This window comes from Dyella japonica A8, from assembly GCF_000725385.1.
GTDB lineage: Bacteria > Pseudomonadota > Gammaproteobacteria > Xanthomonadales > Rhodanobacteraceae > Dyella > Dyella japonica_C.
On record NZ_CP008884.1, the window covers coordinates 4,236,580 to 4,257,103 of the forward strand.

The following is a 20,524-nucleotide window of genomic DNA, read 5'->3' on the forward strand; positions in this document are numbered from 1 at the left end:
TGCCCGGTCCGGGCTGCACCGTTAGGCTGGACATCCATCCTGCGCGTGCGCCATGTCCGTCCGCTTCGCTCATCTCCACCTTCACAGCGAGTACTCGCTGGTCGACTCGACCATCCGTATCAAGGGACTGGTCGATGCCTGCGTGCGCCAGGGTATTCCGGCCGTCGCGCTGACCGACGACAGCAACATGTTCGCGCTGGTGAAGTTCTACAAGGCCTGCAGCGCGGCCGGCATCAAGCCGATCGGCGGCGTCGACCTGTGGGTCAGCGCGCCGGATGACCCGCGTCCCTGGCGCCTCACCCTGCTCATCCAGAACCATGCCGGCTACCTCAACCTGTCGCGCATGGTGTCGCGCGCCTGGCGCGACGGGCAGCACAGCGGCCGCGCCATGGTCGATGCGTCGTGGCTCACACCCGAGGCGACGAATGGCCTGATCGCGGTGCTGGGCCGCGACAGCGAAGCGGCACGCATCGCCGTCAACCAGGGTGTGGATGTGGCCGCCGCACGGCTGCGCCCGTTCGCGATGCAGATGGCCGATCGCCTCTACCTCGAACTGACCCGCACCGGTCGCGAGGGCGAAGAGAACTGGAACGCCGCCGCGCTCGGCCTGGCCGCGCAGCTTGAGCTGCCGGTGATCGCCAGCAACGACGTGCGCTTCCTGAAGCAGGAAGGCTTCGAATCGCACGAAGCACGCGTGTGCATCAACCAGGGCCGCGTACTCGCCGACCCCAAGCGCCCGCGCGACTACAGCGACCAGCAATACCTGAAGTCGCCCGAGGACATGGAGGCGTTGTTCGCCGACCTTCCCGAGGCGCTGGAAAACACCATCGAGCTGGCCAAGCGCTGCACGCTGGAACTGAGCTTCGGCACGTATTACCTGCCGGACTTCCCGGTGCCGGAAGGCCACGACCTGGCCAGCTACATCCGCGAAATCTCCCGCGAAGGCCTGAAGGAGCGCCTGGAATTCGCCGGCGTCGCGCCTGGCCGCACGCGCGAGGAATACGAAACGCGCCTGGAACGCGAGCTGGACGTCATCATCAAGATGGGCTTCCCCGGCTACTTCCTGATCGTGGCGGACTTCATCAACTGGGGTAAGCAGAACGGTATTCCCGTGGGCCCCGGCCGTGGTTCGGGTGCGGGCTCGCTGGTGGCGTGGGTGCTGAAGATCACCGACCTGGACCCGATCCAGTTCGACCTGCTGTTCGAGCGATTCCTCAATCCCGAACGCGTGTCGATGCCCGACTTCGACATCGACTTCTGCATGGATCGCCGCGACGAGGTGATCGACTACGTCGCGCGCAAATACGGCCGCGACCACGTCAGCCAGATCATCACCTACGGTTCGATGGCGGCGAAGGCCGTGCTGCGCGACTCCGGCCGCGTGCTCGGCATGGGCTACAACGCGGTGGATCGCATCGCCAAGCTCATTCCCGCGCGCCCCCTCGACCTCACGCTGCAATGCGCGCTGGGTCGTTCGGAGAAGGCGAAGAAAGAGCCGGACCGTATCGTCAAGGATTTCTGCGATCTCTACGACCAGGACGAAGAAGCGCGCACGCTGATCGACCTGGCGCTGAGCCTGGAAAGCATCACCCGCGGCGTCGGCAAGCATGCCGGTGGCGTGGTGATCGGCCCCAAGCCGCTTACCGAATTCGCGCCGCTGTACTGCGAACCGGGTGGCGCGGGCGTCGTCACGCAGTACGACAAGGACGACGTAGAAGCCGTCGGCCTGGTGAAGTTCGACTTCCTCGGCCTGCGCACGCTGACCATCATCGACTGGGCAGTCAAGGCCATCAACGCGCGGCGCGCGGTGAATGGTGAAGAAGAACTCAACATCGCCGCCATTGCCACCGATGACCCGGCGGCGTACGACCTGCTGAAGAAGGCGCAGACCGTCGCCGTGTTCCAGCTCGAATCCTCGGGTATGCAGCGCATGCTCAAGGATGCGAAGCCCGACCGTTTCGAGGACATCATCGCGCTGGTGGCCCTGTACCGCCCCGGCCCGATGGACCTGATCCCCAGCTTCGTCGCCCGTAAGCACGGCCGCGAGGAAGTGGTGTACCCCGACCCGCGCGTCGAGCCGATCCTGAAAGAGACCTACGGCATCATGGTCTATCAGGAGCAGGTGATGCAGATGGCGCAGATCGTGGGCGGTTATTCGCTCGGCGGCGCCGACTTGCTGCGCCGCGCGATGGGCAAGAAGAAACTCGAGGAAATGGCGAAGGAACGCGCCAAGTTCCGCGAGGGCGCCGCCAAGGACGGGCTCACCGGCGAGAAGGCCGATGAGATCTTCGACTTGATGGAGAAGTTCGCGGGCTACGGCTTCAACAAGTCGCACGCCGCCGCTTACGCGCTCGTTTCGTACCACACCGCCTGGCTGAAGGCGCACTACCCCGCCGAGTTCATGGCCGCGACGATTTCGTCGGACATGGACAACACCGACAAGGCGGTGACCTTCATCGACGAGTCGAAGGCGATCGGCCTGAAGGTGCTGCCGCCGGACGTGAACGCATCCGAGTTCATGTTCGTCGCCGTTGAGCCGAAGGTAATCCGCTACGGCCTGGGCGCCATCAAGGGCGTGGGCCAGGGTGCGTGCGAGGCCATTGCCGACGAGCGCAAGCGCGGTGGCGCGTACAAGGATCTCGCCGACTTCTGCCGTCGCGTGGACTCCACCAAGCTCAATCGTCGCGTGCTGGAAGCGCTGATTCTTTCCGGTTCGCTGGACGCACTTGCACCGAACCGCGCCAGCCTGATGGCCCAGCTGCCGAACGCCATGAAGGCGGCGGACCAGCACCTGAAAAACAAGCAGTCCGGCCAGAACGACATGTTCGGCGCCATGATGGGTGCGACGACCGCCACGGTTGAAGTCGAACTGCCGGTCGTGACCGACTGGCCGCTGGAGCAAAAGCTGCAGGGCGAGCGCGACACGCTGGGCCACTACCTGTCCGGCCATCCGACCGACCCGTGGAAGGATGAGCTGGCGCAGCTCTCGACCTGTCCGCTAGGCGAGATCGCCGAGCGCTACCAACCACCCAAGCCACGCAAGAGCGACGGCGACGACAACCGCTTCCGCCGCGGCCCGGATACACCGTGGACGGTGGCCGGCATGGTCACCGCCGTGCGCAAGCGTGGTGACAGCGACGCCTTCGTCCGCCTGGAAGACGGCACCGGCGTCATCGAGGTGAGCTTCTTCGGCGACCTCTACCTGCAGATCGCCCCCATGCTCACGCGTGATCAGATGCTGGTGGTGGAAGGTGGCCTGCGCATCGACGATTTCTCCGGTGGCGGCTTCGCCCTGCGCGCCCGCAGCGCCTATACGCTGGGCGATGGCTGCCGCCGCTTCGCGCGCCTGCTGCGTTTAAAACTGAATGGCGTGAATCCGGGGTTCATCGAAGACCTGCGTCGCACACTCTCCGGCTACCGCGGCGGACGCGCCAGCGTGGTCCTGTACGGCTACCACAATGCCGTGGCCCAGGCCGACCTGGAGCTGGGTGAGGAGTGGCGCGTGGATGCGATTCCAGAGCTGCTGCGGGCTATCCGGGCTGTTCCGGGGGTGGAGGCGGCCAAGCTGCGCATCGTGAAGACGGACGACCGGCCGCGCGGCGGCGACTGACGTTCCTCAGTCTGCCCTACCCGTCATTCCGGAGCTGCTGCGGGCCATCTGGACGGTGCCGGGGTGGAGACGGCCAAGCTGCGCATTGTGAAGACAGACGACCGGCGGTGTGGCGGTGATTGACGTTCCTCAGTCTTCCCTACCCGTCATTCCGGCGCAGGCCGGAATCCAGTAGCAACGGTAGTCGGCTTTCGCGAAAGAGTTCATCGGGCTTTGGGCGAAAGCCGGGCGTGATCGTCACTGGATTCCGGCCTACGCCGGAATGACGAGCAAAAAGCGAGTACCCCTTCACCCTTTCCTCACCCCCATACGCCCCCGTTCCCGCGTTTTTCCCCAGACCGGTATACTGGCGCGCTTCCGTGTCATGAACTGCACCGAATGAATCCCAACTTCCTCGATTTCGAACAACCCATCGCCGAGCTGGACGCGAAGATTGAAGAGCTTCGCCACGCCAGCCACGGGCAGGCGTTCAACATCGACGAAGAAGTCGGCCGCCTGCGCGAGAAGCTGAAGCTGAAGACCAACGAGATCTTCCGCAACCTCACGCCGTGGCAGGTCACGCAGCTGTCGCGCCATCCGGGCCGTCCGTACACGCTCGACTACATCAGCGTGATCTGCGACGAGTTCCATGAACTGGCCGGCGACCGCGCCTATGCGGACGACGCCGCCATCGTCGGCGGCCTGGGCCGCATCAATGGTCGCCCGGTGATGATCATTGGCCACCAGAAGGCACGCGACACCAAGGGCAAGGTGCGCCGCAATTTCGGCATGCCGCGCCCCGAGGGTTACCGCAAGGCGCTGCGCCTGATGAAGATGGCCGAGCGTTTCGGCATTCCGCTGCTCACGCTCATCGACACGCCAGGCGCCTACCCGGGCGTGGGCGCCGAAGAGCGCGGCCAGTCCGAAGCCATCGCCCGCAACCTGCTGGAAATGGCCGACCTGAAAACCCCCATCGTCTGCACCGTGATCGGTGAAGGCGGTTCGGGCGGCGCGCTTGCCATCGGCGTGGGCGACCGCACGGTCATGCTGCAGTACTCGACCTACTCGGTCATTTCGCCCGAAGGTTGCGCCTCCATCCTGTGGAAGAGCGCCGAGAAGGCCAAGGACGCCGCCGAGGCGCTGGGCCTCACCGCGCCGCGCCTGCTGGAGCTGGGCCTGATCGACAAGGTCGTGCGCGAGCCGCTGGGCGGCGCCCATCGCAACCCGCACTCCATGGCCGTGCGCCTGAAGGCCGTGCTGCTCAACCAGCTCGACGCGCTGGAAGCCATGCCGATGAAGGATCTGCTGGAACAGCGCTACAAGCGCCTGCGCAGCTACGGCGCGCACACCGAGTAATACCCGGTCCACGGGGATTCGCCACACCGGATCCCCGTCGCGCAGGACGACTGCGCACACCTTCCGCCCCCCCCCCGGCTCACGCCGCCGTCCTGGTAAAACCAAAAGCCTGATTCAGGGCACTCACCTTGGGCGAGGCAGGAAACCCTTGCCCGCCGCCATGGGTGATCACGGCGATGGGATGCGCTTGATGGGCCACCGCCCGCGGCGACCGATCCAGAGGGATGTCCCTGCTGCGCAGGGTACGTGACAGCTGCGGGCCGGCGACGCCCTCTGACTCCCCATTCCGCATCGATACGGAGGCGTCAGAACATGGCTCTCTTCCAGCTTCGGCCAGTACCGTCCCGCCTCGCGCTGGCCGCCGCCAGCGCGATCGCGTTGGCAGGCCTGGCGGTTTCACCTCCGGCCCATGCGCAGTCCGAAGGAAACATCCTCATCGCCGACCAGTTCAACAACCGGGTGGTCGAGATCAACCCGGCAACGCATCGCGTCCTCTGGAAATTCGGCAATGGCTCGGACGTGCCTGGCCCGCACAGCATCGTCGGCGTCAACGACGCCGAGCGCTTCGGTCCACTCACCCTGTTGTCCGGCACCGGCACGCCGCCAGGCTTCCCTGGTTGCAGCGACGTCATGAATGGCTGCCCCGACAACCGCGTCTTCATCGTTGAGCCGGGTGGCAACATCATCTGGCAGTACGGCCAGGCCGGCGTCACGGGCGCAGGGCCCAACCAGCTCAACACACCGGTGCATTCGATCTTCCTGATCAATTTCCCGGGCCACGCGGGCCCCCATGTGCTGATCACCGACCAGGGCAACCAGCGCATCATCCTGGTCAACCTGGGGCACCAGATTGTCTGGCAATACGGCACCACCGGCGTGGCGGGCAACGGCCCCAACCAGCTCAGCAATCCCAACAGCGCAGAGGTGCTCACCAACGGGCACGTGCTGATCGCCGATGAAAACAACAACCGCGTCATCGAGATCACCACCCGCGGGCAACTGCTCAAGACCTTCACCGACCAGGGCACCGTCAGCGGCGCCGCATTCGCCAGCCGCCTGCCCAACGGCGATACGCTGATCACCGACTCCAACAACAACCGCATCGTGGAAGTGAACGGCAGCGACCACACGGTATGGCAGTACATCACCAGCAACGCTCCGGGCAGCAACCCGGCACCGCTGCCCACGCGCGCGGTGCGCCTGCGCAACGGCAACACGCTGATCAGCGACCAGTTCAACGATCGCGTGATTGAAATTACCCACGGCGGCAAGATCGTGTTCCAGCAGGGCACCATCAATGCGCCGGGCAGCGGCTTCAATCAGCTCAACGGCCCTTACGACGCCAAGGTGATTGGCGACTTCACCGGGCTCACGCCGCCATTCGGCACCGACTGACACGGCAGGAAGCCGCTGCGCAGCCCCGGCACACACCGGGGCTGCCCTTGCCGCGGTCTGCCACGCCAACGCGTTATGATCGGCCCGCCTGTCACTGCGGAGGCCGACATGGCCAGTGAACACGTCACCAAGCTCGCCGTACTCATCGACGCGGACAACGCGCAGCCGACCATTGCCGAGCCGCTGCTCGCGGAAGTCGCCAAGTACGGTACGGCGCACGTCAAGCGCGCCTACGGCGATTGGACGTCCAATCACCTCAAGGGATGGAAAGAGCAATTGCTGACGCAGTCCATCCAGCCGATCCAGCAGTTCGGCTACACCAGCGGCAAGAACGCGACCGACTCGGCCATGATCATCGACGCGATGGACCTGCTGTATTCGGGTCGCTTCAACGGTTTCTGCATCGTGTCCAGCGACAGCGACTTCACGCGGCTGGCAGCGCGCATCCGCGAATCGGGGCTGATCGTCTACGGCTTCGGCGAACGCAAGACGCCCGACCCGTTCGTTGCGGCCTGCGACAAATTCATCTACACCGACATCCTGATCGCCAAGCCGGATGAAGAGCAGCCACTCAAGCCCCGCACCGCCGCGCAGCTCAAGCAGGATTCCAGCCTGGTGAACCTGCTGCGCAATGCGGTGGACGCGGCCTCGGACGACGACGGTTGGGCGACGCTGAGCGGCGTGGGTTCCATCGTCACCAAGCAGCGTCCCAACTTTGACGCGCGCAGCTACGGCTACAACAAGCTCAGTGAGCTGATCACCGCCACGACGCTGTTCGAGATGGATCGCCGCAGCCCCGGCGAAGGTCGCCCGAAAGTGATCTACGTGCGCAACAAGAGCAAGAAAGCCACCGCCCGTGACTAAGCTGGTGGAGACCTTGAGCCGCGCACTGCGGGAGCAACCGCAGGGTGCCCTGTGCGTGGCCTACAGCGGAGGCCCCGACTCCACCGCCCTGCTGCACGCGCTGGCGCAATTGCCTGAAGCCCATGCGCGGGGCCTGCGCGCGCTGCACGTTGACCACCGCCTGCACCCCGACAGCCATGCCTGGGCCGAACACTGCAGGCAGCTGGCACAGGAATGGGGGGTGGCCTGCCTCGTACTGCGCGTGGACGTGGACCACGCACGCGGTTATGGGTTGGAGGCCGCGGCGCGCGACGCGCGTTATCGCGCCTTCGCCGCCTCGTTGCAGAAAGGCGAGCGGCTGTTGCTGGCGCATCACCGCGACGACCAGGCCGAGACGGTCCTGCTGAAACTGCTGCGCGGCGCGGGCCCGGAGGGCCTGGGCGGCATGCGCCAGACGCGTCGGCTGGGTGATGGCGTGCTGTGGCGCCCGTTGATTGACACGCCCCGCGACGTATTGCGGCGCTACGTCGAACAACACCAATTGCCGACCATCGATGATCCGTCGAACAACGACGCCCGGCTTTCGCGGAATTTCCTCCGCCACGACATCCTGCCGCGCCTGGGCCAGCACTGGCCGCAGGCGGTGGACTCCATCGTCCACAGCGCCAGCCTGCATCGCGCCGCCAGCGAGGCACTGGCGCATCAGTGGCGCGCCGAACAGGCGCGCCTGCTGGATACGGCCAATGGCAGCCTGGAGGCCAGCGGCTGGCTCGCGCTGTCGCCCGCCCTGCGCCACCCCCTGCTCGATGACTGGCTTCACTCCCGCGGCCTCCCCGCGCCCACCACCGCACAACGGGAGCAGATCGAACGACAGTGCGTGGCACGCGACGGCCAGCTGCCATGCATCCGCTGGCCGGGTGCCGAGGTGCACGTGTGGAAGGGCCGCCTGTGGGCGCTGCCGCCCCAGCCGGTCATCGACCCGCAATGGCAGGCGATCTGGCAGGGGGAGCCGCTCGCCCTGCCCGATGGCGGCAGCCTGATGCTCGATCCGCCGGCACGGCTGGCTACCCCGCTGATCGTGCGCCTGCGCCGGGGCGGCGAACACCTGCGCCCCGCCGGTGACCCGCATACCCGGGAACTGCGCGACCTGTTCCAGCAGAGCGGCATGCCGCCATGGCGCCGCAGCGCCTGCCCGCTGTTCTTTGCGGAGGGGGAGCTCGTCGGCGTCGGTGACCGCTGGTTCAGTGCGCAGGGCATGGCGCTCTTGGGGGAGGCCCGTCCACGCTGGCAGCCGGCCTGGTAGATCGCCGCCTTGTGGGAGCGCACCCTGTGCGCGACCGCGGCCCAACCCTCCTGCCGCTTCGGTGATCCGTGCGCACGTCGCGCACAGGGTGCGCTCCCACAGGGGATCGCGGCCCGCTGGTCGCAACATGGACGCGACGTGCCAGCCCTCGCGGATTGATTCCGCACGGCCCCTGCGCTAGCTTTGCGGGCCATGGCCAAGTCTGCATCCGCCCCCGTCGCTCCCGCCGCCGATTTCGAACACTCGCTGGACGAACTCGAGCAGTTGGTTGCGCGTATGGAAGGCGGGGAATTGAGCCTGGACGAATCCCTGTCCTCTTTCGAACGCGGCATCGGCCTCTATCGTCATTGCCAGCAGGCATTGGAAAATGCCGAGTTGCGTGTACGAATGCTGCTCGACCCCGATGCCCCAGACACAGCCGAACCTTTCGAACCCGAGCTCTGAGCTCAGCGCCCAGCTCAAGTCGCTGATCGCTCGCGCCGACGAGGCGCTTGTCCGCTCGCTTCCCCCCGCCGACACCGCCCCCGTGGAACTCCACCAGGCGATGCGCTATGCCGTGCTTGGCGGCGGCAAGCGCCTGCGCCCCCTGCTGGTCTACGCGGCCGGCCATGCGCTCGGCGAAACCGGTTCGCGCCTGGACTCCCCCGCTGTCGCGGTGGAGCTGATCCACGCCTATTCGCTGGTCCATGACGACCTGCCCGCCATGGACGACGACGCCATGCGGCGCGGCCGCCCCACCTGCCACATCGTGTTCGGCGAAGCCATGGCGATCCTGGCGGGCGACGCGCTGCAGGCACTGGCTTTCGAACTACTGGCCCACGACGTGGACGCCGGCGTGTCGCCGGCCCGCTGCGTGGAAATGCTGCGCGTACTCGGCCGCGCCTGCGGTGCCGACGGCATGGCCGGCGGGCAGGCGCTGGACCTGGCCGCCGTCGGCCGCCGGCTGACGCTGGGCGAGCTGGAGTTCATGCACGCCTGCAAGACCGGCGCGCTGATCCGCGCCGCCGTGCAACTGGGCGGCCTCGCCTCCGATGCCTCCCCGGACGAGCTTGCCGCGCTCGACCGTTATGCCCACGCGGTCGGCCTGGCCTTTCAGGTGCGGGACGACATCCTCGACGTCGAGGGAGAATCGGCCGTGATCGGCAAGACGGCCGGCAAGGACGCCGCGGCGGACAAGCCCACCTTCCCCTCAATCATCGGCATGGAAGCGTCACGCGAGCGCCTTGCGGGCCTCACCAGGGACGCACTGGAGGCGATCGCCCCCTTCGGCGGCCGTGGTTCATTGCTGGCGGAACTGGCCCGCTTCGCAGCGGCGCGTTTGAAATAAGCCGGGCACGCTCTCCGGGGATGCCGCTTACGTTTCGCTGACAGCAGGTCAACAGCGGCCGTGCTGGAACGTTCGAAGGCCATACGTCCCTCACGGTTCCAGCCCCATGCCGCATCCCCGTTTCTCCCGCTACCGCGGCGCCTTCGCCGGCACCCTTGCCGCCCTGCTGCTCGCCGGCACCGCGAGCGCCGCGCAGACCACGGATTTCACCGGGGCATGGCGCCTGGACGACCGCAACAGTGACAGCCCCGACGCCCTGACCAACGCCATGCGCATCGAAGCGCGCAAGGAGCAGGCCAGCCAGCAACCCACACCGGCCGCATCCTCGTCCAGCCCGCCCCCGGCTACCGCGAGCCACGGCGGGGGTGGCCACCATGGCGGCATGAGTGGTGGCGGTATGGGCGGCGGTGGCATGGGTCGTGGTGGCGGCATGGGCGGCGGTCATGGCCGCCATGGCGACAACAGCAGCGACAGCAAGCCGGCCGGCGCCAGCGACAAGGACCCGATCGCGACCGCGACCTACCCCATGCCGCCCACGCTGAAGAGCGATGCGGTCCTGCTGGTGCAGCAGGACGACAAGACATTCCAGATCCGCCTGAACAATGGCGACCAGCTCACCGGCAAGCTGGATGGTGTGGCGCGGCAGTCGCTCAATGGCACCGCGATGGTGCGCGGCCATATGGAGAACGGCCAGCTGACCGTGAACATCCGCTACTCGGACGGCAGCCAGCTCGACCAGACCTGGGCGATGACGCCCGATGGCCAGCAGATGGTCGTGGTCGGCGCGTGGAAGGTACCCACGCTGGAACAGCCCGTGACGTTCAAGCGCACCTACGTGGGATTGCACTGATCGGAAAGGCGGCCGCGAGGGCCGCCTTTCCGTGCGTGCCGGCGTCAGCCGATCAGGCGCAGCGTGTACGGGTAGCGATAACGCTGACCTTCGTTCGCGCGGATCGCCGCGATGATGGTGAATACCAGCCAGGCGATGAAGACCACGGCCCCGATGGGCATGGCGATCACCACGCCCAGCCCCAGCGTGATCAGGGTGAGCACGAACAGGGCGAAGAAGATGATCGCGACGGTGATGTTGAAGTTCAGCGCCTCCTTGCCCTGGTCATTGACGAAGGGCATCGTGTCCTTCTTCACCAACCAGATGATCAGCGGCCCGAGGAAGCATCCCCAGCCCAGCCAATGGCCGGTGATGAGCAGGCCCAGCAAGGAGGAAAGATGAGCGAACATCGCCCACTGGCGCTCCTGGGCGGAGGGTAGGTCCGACGGCGGGGCCGGTTCGCTCGACGGCGGCGGTACGACAGACTCGGGCGGAACGCTCATGCGCACTTCTCCTGGGTCGTAAAAGCCTGTTCTGCTTTGGTCAGCCCGTTGGCTGACGACCCGATCCTAGCAAGTGTCCACGCGTTTTGGCGGGTGCCAGTGGTCGTGCCCGCCCACCCGGGCTCATTCGCCGGCGATGGTCATCTGCTCCAGCAGGATCGAACCGGTCAGCAGGTGCGAGCGATGGTCCACGTCCGAACCCACGGCGACGATATTCGCGTACATATCGCGCAGGTTGGCCGCGATGGTGATCTCTTCCACGGGGTAGGCAATCTCGCCGTTCTCCACCCAGAAACCGGCCGCGCCACGCGAGTAGTCGCCGGTAACGGTGGAGACGCCCTGCCCCATCACCTCGGTCACCACCAGGCCCGAGCCCATGCGCTTGAGCAGGGCGGCGAAATCGTCCTGGCCAGGCTCGACGACCAGGTTGTGGATGCCACCCGCGTTGCCGGTGGATGCCAGCCCCAGCTTGCGCGCCGAGTAGCTGCCTAGCACGTAGCGCGCAAGCACGCCGTTCTCGATCAGCGCACTGTCGCGCGTGGCCACACCCTCGGCATCGAACGAACCCGAGCCCTGCCCGCGCATGATGAAGGGCCGCTCCATGATGTTCATCCACGAGGGCATGATCTGCCGCCCAGCGTGGTCCACCAGGAAACTGGCGCGCCGATACAGCGCGCCGCCACTGACCGCGCTGGTCAGGTGGCCGATCAGGCCGCGCGCCACTTCCGGCGTGAACAGTACCGGGCACTGGCGGGTGGAAAGCTTCCGCGCGCCCATGCGGGCGAGCGTGCGCTGCGCGGCCTTGTCGCCCAGCGCCTGCGCGCTCATGAAGTCATCCGCCGAGCGCACGCTGTCATACCAGTAATCGCGCTGCATGCCCTCGTCGTCGCCTGCGATGAGCGACAGCGACAGGGAATGCCGGGTGCCACGCTCGCGGCCCAGGAAGCCGTGGGAGTTGGCGTAGACGGCCAGGCTCTCGCCCATCTGCACGCTGGCGCCATCGGAGTTGGTGATGCCCGCATGCGCGCGGCCGGCGTCCTCGATCTGCTTGCCGAGCGCGATGGCCTGGTCGGTTTCGATGCGCCACGGATGCCACAGGTCCAGGTCGGGGAACTGGGTGGCCATCCGCGCGGCGTCGGCCAGGCCAGCCGCCGGGTCTTCCTCGGTGAAGCGGGCGATGGCGCAGGCCTGGTCCAGCGTGGCCTGGATGGAATCGGGATGCAGGTCGGCCGTGCTGGCCGAGCCCTTGCGCTGGCCGAAGTACACGGTCAGCCCGAAGCCACGGTCACGCGTGTGCTCCACTGTTTCCACCTCGCCCAGGCGCACGTTCACGTTCAACCCTGTGTCGATGCTGGCCGCGACCTCCGCCTGGCTGGCGCCGGCGGCGCGGGCCCGGCGAATCACGTCCTCGGCCAGTTGGGCGAGGCGGTCGAGCTCGTCGTTGCTGCGGTCCTGAGTGGGGCTAAGCTGGGTCACGCGTGAAATCCTGCACTAGAGTCTGGTTCGTGCCTTCCTGTGACCCGCGCCGGGAGCTGTTTGCGCGCCAGTCAAGAAAGAGCGAAGGAGTGTATGTCAATACACGACTGAGAGATGACGAAGGCTGGCGGGCAAACAGACCCGGCCCGAAGGGTTTGCCGCCCAAAGCCCTGCGTGAGCGCCCCGCGGCTTGACCTGACGGCCAGCCAGGCGCTGCGCCACGGAACACTCACGCAGGGCTTTGGGCGGCAAACGCGGGCCACAGGAAGGCACGAACCAGACTCCAGGAACGGGTAGAATACGCGGTCCTACCGCGCAGTTCCCCAAAATGGGGGCGCGTCCCCGAAAGCAAAGAGCGTCGCGGAGCCAAGCCATGTCCCTGACAGCCGGCATCTACCGCCACTACAAAGGTCAGCGTTACCGCGTGCTGGGCACCGCCCGGCATAGCGAGACGATGGAGGAAGTAGTGGTCTACCAGGCGCTCTACGGCGAGTACGGCCTGTGGGTGCGCCCCGCCGCCATGTTCTGCGAGACCGTGGAGCTGGACGGCGAGCCCATCCCCCGCTTCACGCTGGAGCAGGCCGAACCCGACCTGCTCGATGGCGTCGTGGTGACACCCTGAGCGCAGCCCCACTGCTGGAACCTGATCTGTGAACCGCAATTACACCCACGACCCCGACCACGACTACGGCCCCACCCGCACGCAGCAACGCCGCGATGCACTGGCCGTGCTGGCACTGGCCATCCAGTTGGTCGAACTGCCGCAAAGCAAGCTCGCGCGGCTGGAGCTGCCTGAAGACGTGCAGCGCGAAATCGCCAACACCCGCCGCATCACTGCGCACATTGCGCGCAAACGCCAGATGCAGTTCCTCGCCAAGGTGATGCGTCGCCACGACACCAGCGTGTTCGACGGCGTGCGCGCCGCGCTGGGTGAAAACCGCGATCGCCAGCGCCAGGAAACCGCGGCCATGCACCGCCTGGAAGCCACCCGCGATCGCCTCGTCGCCGATCCGGACAAGGCGATGGGCGAACTGATTGCACAGTACCCGAGCGTCGACCGCCAGCACCTGCGTTCGCTGGTGCGCCAGGCGAAGATCGAGAAGGACGGCAACAAGCCGCCGCGCGCGTATCGCGAGATCTACCAGCTGCTGAAAGATCTGGCAGCGGGTGGTGGCGCGGCGGAGGCTGTCATCGACGACGTCGATATCGACATCGACGGTGCGGAAGAGCACGAAGACTGAGGGCACTTGAGTCGCGCACAGGGTGCGCTCCCACAAAGTTAGAACGCCCACTTGTGGGAGCGCACCCTGTGCGCGACTCGACCTGCTTCACCCCTCCACTGGCTCGAACCGCCCACAGGAATCCCCCGGCGACACCCAGCTATCGTGCACGTCGCACAACGCACTCGCCGCGATGCTCGCCCCATAGGCCGAACCGAACGACATCAGCCCCGGCACGCGCTGCTCCGTTTCGCGCGGATCGTCGCGAAAAAAACGGCAGCGCTCGCAGCGCGCATCGGGCACGGCGGCCAGCTTCATCCGCCCAACCCGTTCCAGTAGTCGGCGAACACGTGCACCGATAGCACGTAGCCGACGATCACGTTCACCATCACGCCCACCGTGAACGCCAGCAGCGGGCGCCAGCCCGTTGCGGTGAGCGAGCGCAAGCGAGTGGTGAGTCCAATGCTGAGGAAGCAGAAGGTGAAGGCCCAGGTCCGCAGCGTGCTGATCGGCGCCACCAGGCCCGGCGTGACGATCTTGCGATAATCGGCCAGCGAATAGTGGCTGGCGATCCATGTCACCAACGCCGAGGCCAGCACGAAGCCGAACACGAATTTCGGGAAGCGCGCCCAGATTTCCCTCGCGCCGGCTTTCGCCCGAACGCCGTCTTCCGCCGCATTCCAGCGCGTGGTCGCCACCCAGGCCAGCACGAAGGCCCAGATGCCGATCCAGATATCGCGCCCCACGACCTTCATCAGGGTGAAGGCCTGCACGGCGGCGTCGGGCGCGCCGGCGATCGCACCGCCCGCGTTGCGCGCGGCATCACCATAAGCCTGCGCGGCGGCGACACCCGCCGCATCGGCGAACTCGGATGTACCGATCCATGCGCCCGCCACGGCCGTGGATAGTCCAAGCGCACGCGAAACGAAAGGCAGCACGAAGATCATCACGATGGCCCACACCACCACCAGGGTGATGGCGACCGATGTGTCCTCGCGCCGCGCACGAACCGCGCCACTGCTGGCGATGGCCGCGGAAACACCGCACACCGCGCCACCCACGCCAAGCACCGCAGCGAAACGCCGGTCGAGTCCCAACGCCTTGCCGGCAAAGAAAATGGTGAAGAACGTGGCCAGCGACACGATGGTCGCCTGCCCCACCGCCACCGGACCTGCCCAGAACAGCAAGGTGAGCGGCAAGGTCGCACCCAGCAGCACGATGCCCACCTTGATGTAGAACTCCACACGCAATCCCGACTGGAACCACTCGGGCAGGCGCACCGTGTTCGACACGAGCAGGCCCAGCGCCAGTGCGAGCAGCGGCGCTTCCAGGTTGTAGCGCGATGCTTCCGTCCAGGTCGCCGCGAGAAAGATCAGCAACGATGTGACGAACAGGATCAGGAACGAGGGCAGGAATCGCGACAGCGAATGCCCCAGCACCGCCAGCGCCGTGCCGAACAGCAAGGCAGAGGCGGTGAACAACGCCACGTAGTTTGGCCAGTGCGAGGCAACGCCCTGCCATGCTTCGCCCAGCGTCTTCCACTTGGCCGGTGCCACCGCCAGCCACTTGAGGCTGCCGCCATGCGCGAACCATGCCCAGGCCACGACGATCACCGCCAGGCCAATCCACACCGACCACCAGTCTTCGTTGGCAAACAGCCCCCAGCGCACCGGGCGCGTGGCAGCATCATGGGATGGCCGGACTTGCGCCGGCAGAACTCGGGTAGCGTCGCTCATCGCCCTGCACTCGTCGGAAGTCATACGTCTACGGACATCTGGACGTCCGTACGGCCACAGACATGGCCGCACGCTGCACTGTCCGCCCGGCCCGACGCAAAGCGAAATGAGCATTCGTTCTATGGATATACCCACTCCAAAACGACAACGGGGCGCCAGGCGCCCCGTTGCCGATCACCATGAAGCTGGCGTCAGAGGTTGCTGTAGAGATTGCTGACCACGATGCTGCCGAAACCGCTGGCGTAGTCCCAGCCCACCGTCGCCGTCTCGCCACCGTTACTGCCAGACACGATGTCGTGGTAGCTGTTGGTCGGCACGGTGTAGAGGTGCGGCGCCGCGAAACCGAGCGTCGGCTTGCCCGCCAGTGCGCGTGCCCAGGTGGCGGCGAACAGCGGCGCAGCCAGGCTGGTGCCGCCGTACTGCGCGTTGGAGCCGTTCACGATGATGATTGAACCGGAGTTCGGATCGGCATCGTAGGCAACGTCAGCGACATCGCGCGTGGTGCCGCCGCCCTGCGTCTGCCAGCTCGGCTTCGGTTCCACCGTGCTCGGGCTGCCGCCGGCCTTGCTCCACAGGGTCTCGCCCGTCCAGCCGGTCGAGCTGGTGGTCAGCGTGGTGCCGCTCACCGCAACCACGTACGGGGAGCTGGCGGGATAGCTCGGCGTGGTGCCACGCGGTGACTTGCCGCACTCGTTCGAACCGGAGTCGCCGGTGGACACCGAGAAGGTCTGCCCCTGTGCCACGCCCAACTTGAAGATCTGGTCGTCGGCAGCCATCGAACCGTCGTTGTGGGCGGTGGTTTCGCACTCGCCGAGCGACACGTTGATGACCTTGGCCACGTTGTCGGTCACGGCCTGGTTGTACGCCGCCGTAAGCGCGCTGTTACCCAACGAGTTGGCCGTGTAGAAGATCAGCTTGCCCACGCCGCCCGACATGGCAACGATGTCCTGGCTGTCGAGATCCCACTCGGGCGTGCCGCTGGTATCGGTACCGGGCGTGCCCACCACGACCACCTGCGTGTTGACTGCCGGCAGGCCGTTTTTGGTGGTGAAGGAGGTCAGGTCCTTCAGCGGCTGCGTCATGTCGCCGTCGCTGATGATGCCGACAGTCACCGTCGACGCGGTCGGCGTGCTGCCGACGTTGTAGATGGTCGGGAATTCCGTGGGGTTGTGGCCGACGGTGCCCGAGGCGATCTGGGTGCCACCGGCGACCGGCTTGATCATGGTGTGCGCGTGCGACACGGTCTGCAGACCAACAATCGACAACACTGAATCGGCCAGCGCAGCCGGCACCTTGGCATCGTCGATGTTCGCGTAGGCGGCACGACCCTCGGCATCGTTCGCGTGGATCAGGCGGGTGGCAAACGCATTCATCGCGCTGCCCGCATTACCGTCAGCGGAGATCATCAGACGGTTGGCCGACACCTGGATGTTGGTGAAGCCGGCCTTGGCCAGGTGATCAACCACAGCCTGCACCTGGGTGCTGCTTGGCGAGAACATGGCGATGGCGTCGGCGGGCTGCAACGTGGTGCGGAACGCCGCACTCTTGGGGTTGTGCGTGGCGGCGACGAACTCATCGAGCGCGGCGCCGTTCTGCACCTTCATGACGACCTCGACATGAATCGGCATGCTCGATTCGGCGATGTCTTTCACGGCAGCGGTCGCTGCCAGCTCATGGGCATGCGTCGCAGTCGTGGCCCAGGGGGATGCCGCCAGTAGCGGCGTGGAAGCAAACAATCCAAATGCAGCAGTCAGTGCAAGGCACAGCGTCGACTTCTTCATCTGCATGAAACGATCTCCCGTAGCGTGATCCGTAGTGGATGACATTCCGGCGCTATGCGGCCGGCCGCAGGCTACGCGGGCTTGGTCTGCCTTGGCTCTGACGGCCGAGCTCCCCTTTCGACCAAGTCCAACTCCCCGTCGTCGACGCTAACACACGAAAGGAAGTTGACGGAAAGCTATTGCGCTATCCGTGTCGGGATTTTTCGATATCGAAAGAACGTGCGACGCAAGCAGCGATGCGGCGCACGTTTTCAAGCTGACAGCGTCGCGTCAGGAAGCGGTGCCACCGACGGTCATGGCATCCACTTTCAGCGTCGGCTGGCCCACGCCCACCGGTACGCTTTGGCCGTCCTTGCCGCACACGCCCACGCCTTCGTCGAGCGCCAGGTCGTTGCCGATCATGGAGACGCGGGTGAGCACGTCCGGACCGGAGCCGATCAGCGTGGCGCCCTTCACCGGGCGCGTGACCTTGCCGTCTTCGATCAGGTAGGCCTCGCTGGCGGAGAACACGAACTTGCCGCTGGTGATGTCCACCTGGCCGCCGCCGAAGTTGACCGCGTACAGGCCCTTCTTCACCGAGCGGATGATCTCCTGCGGATCACGCTGCCCGGCAAGCATGTAGGTGTTGGTCATGCGCGGCATGGGCAGCTGGGCGAAGGATTCGCGGCGGCCGTTACCGGTGGGTGCCATGCCCATCAGGCGGGCGTTGAGCTTGTCCTGCATGTACCCCTTGAGGATGCCGTCCTCGATCAGCGTGGTGCATTCGGTCGGCGTGCCTTCATCATCCACGCTGAGCGAACCGCGGCGCCCCGGCAACGTGCCGTCGTCCACCACGGTGACGCCCGGTGCGGCCACACGCTGGCCGATGCGGCCGGCGAAGGCAGAGCTGCCCTTGCGATTGAAGTCACCCTCGAGGCCATGGCCGATGGCTTCGTGCAGAAGCACGCCCGGCCAGCCCGGGCCCAGCACCACCGGCATGCTGCCGGCCGGTGCGTCGACGGCTTCCAGGTTTACCAGCGCCTGCCGCACGGCTTCGTCGGCGTATGCCATGGCGCGGCCGTTCTCCAACAGCTCGCGGTAGCCATAGCGACCGCCGCCGCCCACGTGGCTCTGCTCGCGGCGACCGTTGTGCTCGACGATCACGGCAACGTTCACGCGCACCAGCGGGCGCACATCCGCCGCCAGCGTGCCATCGGAGGCCGCCACCAGCACCGTGTCCACGATGGACGACAGGCTCACGATGACCTGCTTGACGCGCGGATCGCGGGATCGCGCATAGGCGTCCACTTCGCGCAGCAGGGCGATCTTGTCAGGGTTGGGCAGACTTTCGACCGGGTCGATGGCCGGATACAGCTGGCGCCCGCCATTCAGCGCCAGCGGCTTGCCGGCACCGTTGCCGCCACGCGCGATAGCGCGGGCCGCCCTGGAAGCCTCGAGCAGCTGCGGCAGCACGATCTCGTCGGAATAGGCGAAGCCGGTCTTTTCTCCACTGATCGCGCGCACGCCCACGCCCTGCTCGATGGAGTGGCTGCCATCCTTGACGATGCCTTCCTCCAGCATCCAGGACTCGCTGCGGGAGTGCTGGAAATACAGGTCGGCAGCATCGATGGAGGGGCCCATCAGCTGGTTGAAAACGCGGTCCAGGTCGGTGGCGGCCAGGCCGCCCGGCGACAGCAGGCGCCGTTCTGCCTGCGCGATCAGGGAATCCATGAAGTCGGTGCCGTATTCGGGAAAAGGGGGACTTTACCAAGTTGGGGCCGGCCGCCGGGGGTTTAAAGCCCGCGACGTGGAGCACCTGGCGCCCAAAGGTTAGGATGCCGCCCATGTTTATGACGCACGTGTGAAGGATCACCCATGAGCGATACCCCCCGGCAGCCGCTGGCCCACAAGGTCATCGACCGCGCCATCAAGGCCCCCATCGAGGAAACCCGCGAGCTGCTGCACAAGGACGGCGAGCTCAAGCCGGGCAAAGGCACGGTCAGCAGTGTGATCGCCCTCTCGCTGGGCTTCCTGAGCCTGCTGGGCGTGCTGGCCTTCCACTTCCCCCAATACCTGACCACGCCAGACCTGCGCCACCAGTACTCGGTGGATGTGCTGCGCCAGTTGCTGCTGGCCGCCCTGCTCATCTCGGGCGGCATGTCGCTGGCGAACATCATCCTTGGACGCGCCCGCCAGCTCAGCATGGTGGCCTTCCTGCTGGTGATCGCGGCGACCGCGCTGGGTGGCTCCCGCGTACCGGTGGGCAACTTTCCGGACCACACACCGTACATCGGGCTGGACTGGTTCATCCTCGACCTGCTCGGCTCCACGCTGATCTTCGTGGTGATCGAGAAACTGTTCCCGCTCTACAAGGGACAGACGCTGTTCCGCAAGGAATGGCAGACCGACCTCAAGCACTTCGCGGTGAATCACTTCATCGTCGGCCTGGCGCTGCTGGTGGTGAACTTCCTGCTGCATCATCTGTTCGGCTGGCTGGTAAGCAGCGATTTCCAGCAGTACGTGAAGCACATACCGTTCGTGCCGCAGCTGCTGCTGTGCATCCTGGTCGCGGACCTGGCGCAGTACGGGACGCACCGCGCGTATCACGAGGTGCCATTCCTGTGGCGCTTCCACGCCGTGCACCATTCGGTGAAGACGATGGACTGGCTGGCCGGCTCACGCCAGCACATGCTGGAGCTGATCGCCACGCGCGTGTGCGTGCTGGCGCCGCTCTACATTCTCGGCTTCAGCGAGGGCGTGATGAATGCCTACATCATCGTGGTGGGCTTCCAGGCGGTGTTCAACCACGCCAACGTGCACCTGCCTTGGGGACCGCTGAAATACCTGGTGGTGACACCGGATTTCCATCACTGGCACCACGCGTCCGACGATGAAGCCATCGACAAGAACTACGCCGCGCACTACGCCTTCCTCGACTACCTGTTCGGCACGGCGGTGAAGTCGACGAAGAAATTCCCGGAACACTATGGCGTGGTAGGTGATTACATGCCGGATGGCTTCGTGCGCCAGCAGTTGTTCCCGTTCCGTGGAAGCACCAAGCCGAGCGATCCGGCTGCCTGAGCGAGTCCACTGTGGGAGCGCACCCTGTGCGCGACAAACCAACGGAGCGGCGACGACGATGCGCCGCTGTCGCGCACAGGGTGCGCTCCCACATCAAACGCCGTAG

Annotated in this window: 17 protein-coding genes; 11 read left to right on the plus strand and 6 right to left on the minus strand. The window is 66.1% G+C overall.

What is annotated here, in order from left to right; genetic code table 11:
* Positions 1–52 precede the first annotated feature (52 nt).
* From dnaE to HY57_RS21865, 8 genes are all read left to right on the plus strand, one after another.
* Positions 53–3,610 (plus strand): DNA polymerase III subunit alpha, encoded by a 3,558-nt coding sequence (gene dnaE / locus HY57_RS17920; protein WP_019464659.1) that lies wholly within the window; start codon positions 53–55, stop codon positions 3,608–3,610.
* Between the two features lie 378 nt (positions 3,611–3,988).
* Positions 3,989–4,945: an acetyl-CoA carboxylase carboxyltransferase subunit alpha gene (locus tag HY57_RS17925; protein ID WP_019464658.1), complete on the plus strand. Its 957-nt coding sequence runs from the start codon at positions 3,989–3,991 to the stop codon at positions 4,943–4,945.
* Between the two features lie 312 nt (positions 4,946–5,257).
* Positions 5,258–6,340, plus strand: coding sequence for a hypothetical protein (locus HY57_RS17930; RefSeq protein WP_019464657.1), 1,083 nt, complete (start codon positions 5,258–5,260; stop codon positions 6,338–6,340).
* 108 nt (positions 6,341–6,448) lie between these two features.
* Complete coding sequence (locus HY57_RS17935; RefSeq protein WP_019464656.1) at positions 6,449–7,204, plus strand: NYN domain-containing protein; 756 nt, start codon at positions 6,449–6,451, stop codon at positions 7,202–7,204.
* Complete coding sequence (gene tilS / locus HY57_RS17940; RefSeq protein ID WP_100218171.1) at positions 7,197–8,486, plus strand: tRNA lysidine(34) synthetase TilS; 1,290 nt, start codon at positions 7,197–7,199, stop codon at positions 8,484–8,486. Before HY57_RS17935 ends, tilS begins: the two co-directional genes overlap by 8 nt.
* A 192-nt stretch (positions 8,487–8,678) precedes the next feature.
* Positions 8,679–8,930, plus strand: coding sequence for an exodeoxyribonuclease VII small subunit (locus HY57_RS17945; RefSeq protein WP_038580060.1), 252 nt, complete (start codon positions 8,679–8,681; stop codon positions 8,928–8,930).
* Positions 8,890–9,813 carry a polyprenyl synthetase family protein gene (locus HY57_RS17950; RefSeq protein WP_026033820.1) on the plus strand — a complete coding sequence of 308 codons (924 nt, stop codon included), beginning with the start codon at positions 8,890–8,892 and terminating at the stop codon, positions 9,811–9,813. The genes HY57_RS17945 and HY57_RS17950 overlap by 41 nt, the downstream gene beginning before the upstream one ends.
* Before the next feature lie 106 nt (positions 9,814–9,919).
* Complete coding sequence (locus HY57_RS21865; RefSeq protein WP_019464652.1) at positions 9,920–10,663, plus strand: hypothetical protein; 744 nt, start codon at positions 9,920–9,922, stop codon at positions 10,661–10,663.
* Between the two features lie 44 nt (positions 10,664–10,707).
* Here HY57_RS21865 and HY57_RS17960 read toward each other — a convergent pair whose 3' ends face one another.
* On the minus strand, positions 10,708–11,145 hold the full coding sequence (locus HY57_RS17960) for a DUF4870 domain-containing protein (RefSeq protein ID WP_038580064.1): 438 nt from the start codon (positions 11,143–11,145) through the stop codon (positions 10,708–10,710).
* Positions 11,146–11,268: 123 nt separating this feature from the next.
* Positions 11,269–12,630, minus strand: a complete 1,362-nt coding sequence (gene pmbA / locus HY57_RS17965) for a metalloprotease PmbA (RefSeq protein WP_430536784.1) — start codon at positions 12,628–12,630, stop codon at positions 11,269–11,271.
* Positions 12,631–12,994: 364 nt separating this feature from the next.
* Between pmbA and HY57_RS17970 the strand changes: the two genes are divergently transcribed.
* Positions 12,995–13,243, plus strand: coding sequence for a DUF1653 domain-containing protein (locus HY57_RS17970; protein ID WP_019463500.1), 249 nt, complete (start codon positions 12,995–12,997; stop codon positions 13,241–13,243).
* A 28-nt stretch (positions 13,244–13,271) separates the two neighbouring features.
* Positions 13,272–13,862 carry a ribosome biogenesis factor YjgA gene (yjgA, locus tag HY57_RS17975; protein ID WP_019463501.1) on the plus strand — a complete coding sequence of 197 codons (591 nt, stop codon included), beginning with the start codon at positions 13,272–13,274 and terminating at the stop codon, positions 13,860–13,862.
* Positions 13,863–13,949: 87 nt separating this feature from the next.
* On the opposite strand, the gene HY57_RS17980 is transcribed toward yjgA, so the two are convergent.
* The 4 genes from HY57_RS17980 to tldD all read right to left on the minus strand — a co-directional run bounded on the left by HY57_RS17980 (position 13,950) and on the right by tldD (position 19,068).
* The gene (locus HY57_RS17980) at positions 13,950–14,159 is read right to left on the minus strand and encodes a hypothetical protein (protein WP_038580066.1); all 210 of its coding nucleotides are present in this window, start codon (positions 14,157–14,159) and stop codon (positions 13,950–13,952) included.
* Positions 14,156–15,577 carry a YeiH family protein gene (locus HY57_RS17985; RefSeq protein WP_026033855.1) on the minus strand — a complete coding sequence of 474 codons (1,422 nt, stop codon included), beginning with the start codon at positions 15,575–15,577 and terminating at the stop codon, positions 14,156–14,158. Before HY57_RS17985 ends, HY57_RS17980 begins: the two co-directional genes overlap by 4 nt.
* A gap of 191 nt (positions 15,578–15,768) precedes the next feature.
* Positions 15,769–17,364 (minus strand): S53 family peptidase, encoded by a 1,596-nt coding sequence (locus HY57_RS17990; protein ID WP_019464863.1) that lies wholly within the window; start codon positions 17,362–17,364, stop codon positions 15,769–15,771.
* Positions 17,365–17,628: 264 nt separating this feature from the next.
* Positions 17,629–19,068: a metalloprotease TldD gene (tldD, locus tag HY57_RS17995; RefSeq protein ID WP_019464864.1), complete on the minus strand. Its 1,440-nt coding sequence runs from the start codon at positions 19,066–19,068 to the stop codon at positions 17,629–17,631.
* 144 nt (positions 19,069–19,212) lie between these two features.
* Here tldD and HY57_RS18000 point away from each other — a divergent pair, with 144 nt between their 5' ends.
* Positions 19,213–20,418 carry a sterol desaturase family protein gene (locus HY57_RS18000; protein WP_019464865.1) on the plus strand — a complete coding sequence of 402 codons (1,206 nt, stop codon included), beginning with the start codon at positions 19,213–19,215 and terminating at the stop codon, positions 20,416–20,418.
* Positions 20,419–20,524: the final 106 nt, after the last annotated feature.

Coding starts and splice junctions, on each gene's coding strand:
- tldD (WP_019464864.1), bottom strand. CDS start 19,068: ATGGATTCCCTGATCGCGCAGGCAGAACGGCGCCTGCTGTCGCCGGGC.
- HY57_RS17935 (WP_019464656.1), top strand. CDS start 6,449: ATGGCCAGTGAACACGTCACCAAGCTCGCCGTACTCATCGACGCGGAC.
- HY57_RS17970 (WP_019463500.1), top strand. CDS start 12,995: ATGTCCCTGACAGCCGGCATCTACCGCCACTACAAAGGTCAGCGTTAC.
- HY57_RS17985 (WP_026033855.1), bottom strand. CDS start 15,577: ATGAGCGACGCTACCCGAGTTCTGCCGGCGCAAGTCCGGCCATCCCAT.
- dnaE (WP_019464659.1), top strand. CDS start 53: ATGTCCGTCCGCTTCGCTCATCTCCACCTTCACAGCGAGTACTCGCTG.
- HY57_RS18000 (WP_019464865.1), top strand. CDS start 19,213: ATGAGCGATACCCCCCGGCAGCCGCTGGCCCACAAGGTCATCGACCGC.
- HY57_RS17945 (WP_038580060.1), top strand. CDS start 8,679: ATGGCCAAGTCTGCATCCGCCCCCGTCGCTCCCGCCGCCGATTTCGAA.
- HY57_RS17930 (WP_019464657.1), top strand. CDS start 5,258: ATGGCTCTCTTCCAGCTTCGGCCAGTACCGTCCCGCCTCGCGCTGGCC.
- HY57_RS17980 (WP_038580066.1), bottom strand. CDS start 14,159: ATGAAGCTGGCCGCCGTGCCCGATGCGCGCTGCGAGCGCTGCCGTTTT.
- HY57_RS17925 (WP_019464658.1), top strand. CDS start 3,989: ATGAATCCCAACTTCCTCGATTTCGAACAACCCATCGCCGAGCTGGAC.
- HY57_RS17950 (WP_026033820.1), top strand. CDS start 8,890: ATGCCCCAGACACAGCCGAACCTTTCGAACCCGAGCTCTGAGCTCAGC.
- HY57_RS21865 (WP_019464652.1), top strand. CDS start 9,920: ATGCCGCATCCCCGTTTCTCCCGCTACCGCGGCGCCTTCGCCGGCACC.
- HY57_RS17990 (WP_019464863.1), bottom strand. CDS start 17,364: ATGCAGATGAAGAAGTCGACGCTGTGCCTTGCACTGACTGCTGCATTT.
- HY57_RS17960 (WP_038580064.1), bottom strand. CDS start 11,145: ATGAGCGTTCCGCCCGAGTCTGTCGTACCGCCGCCGTCGAGCGAACCG.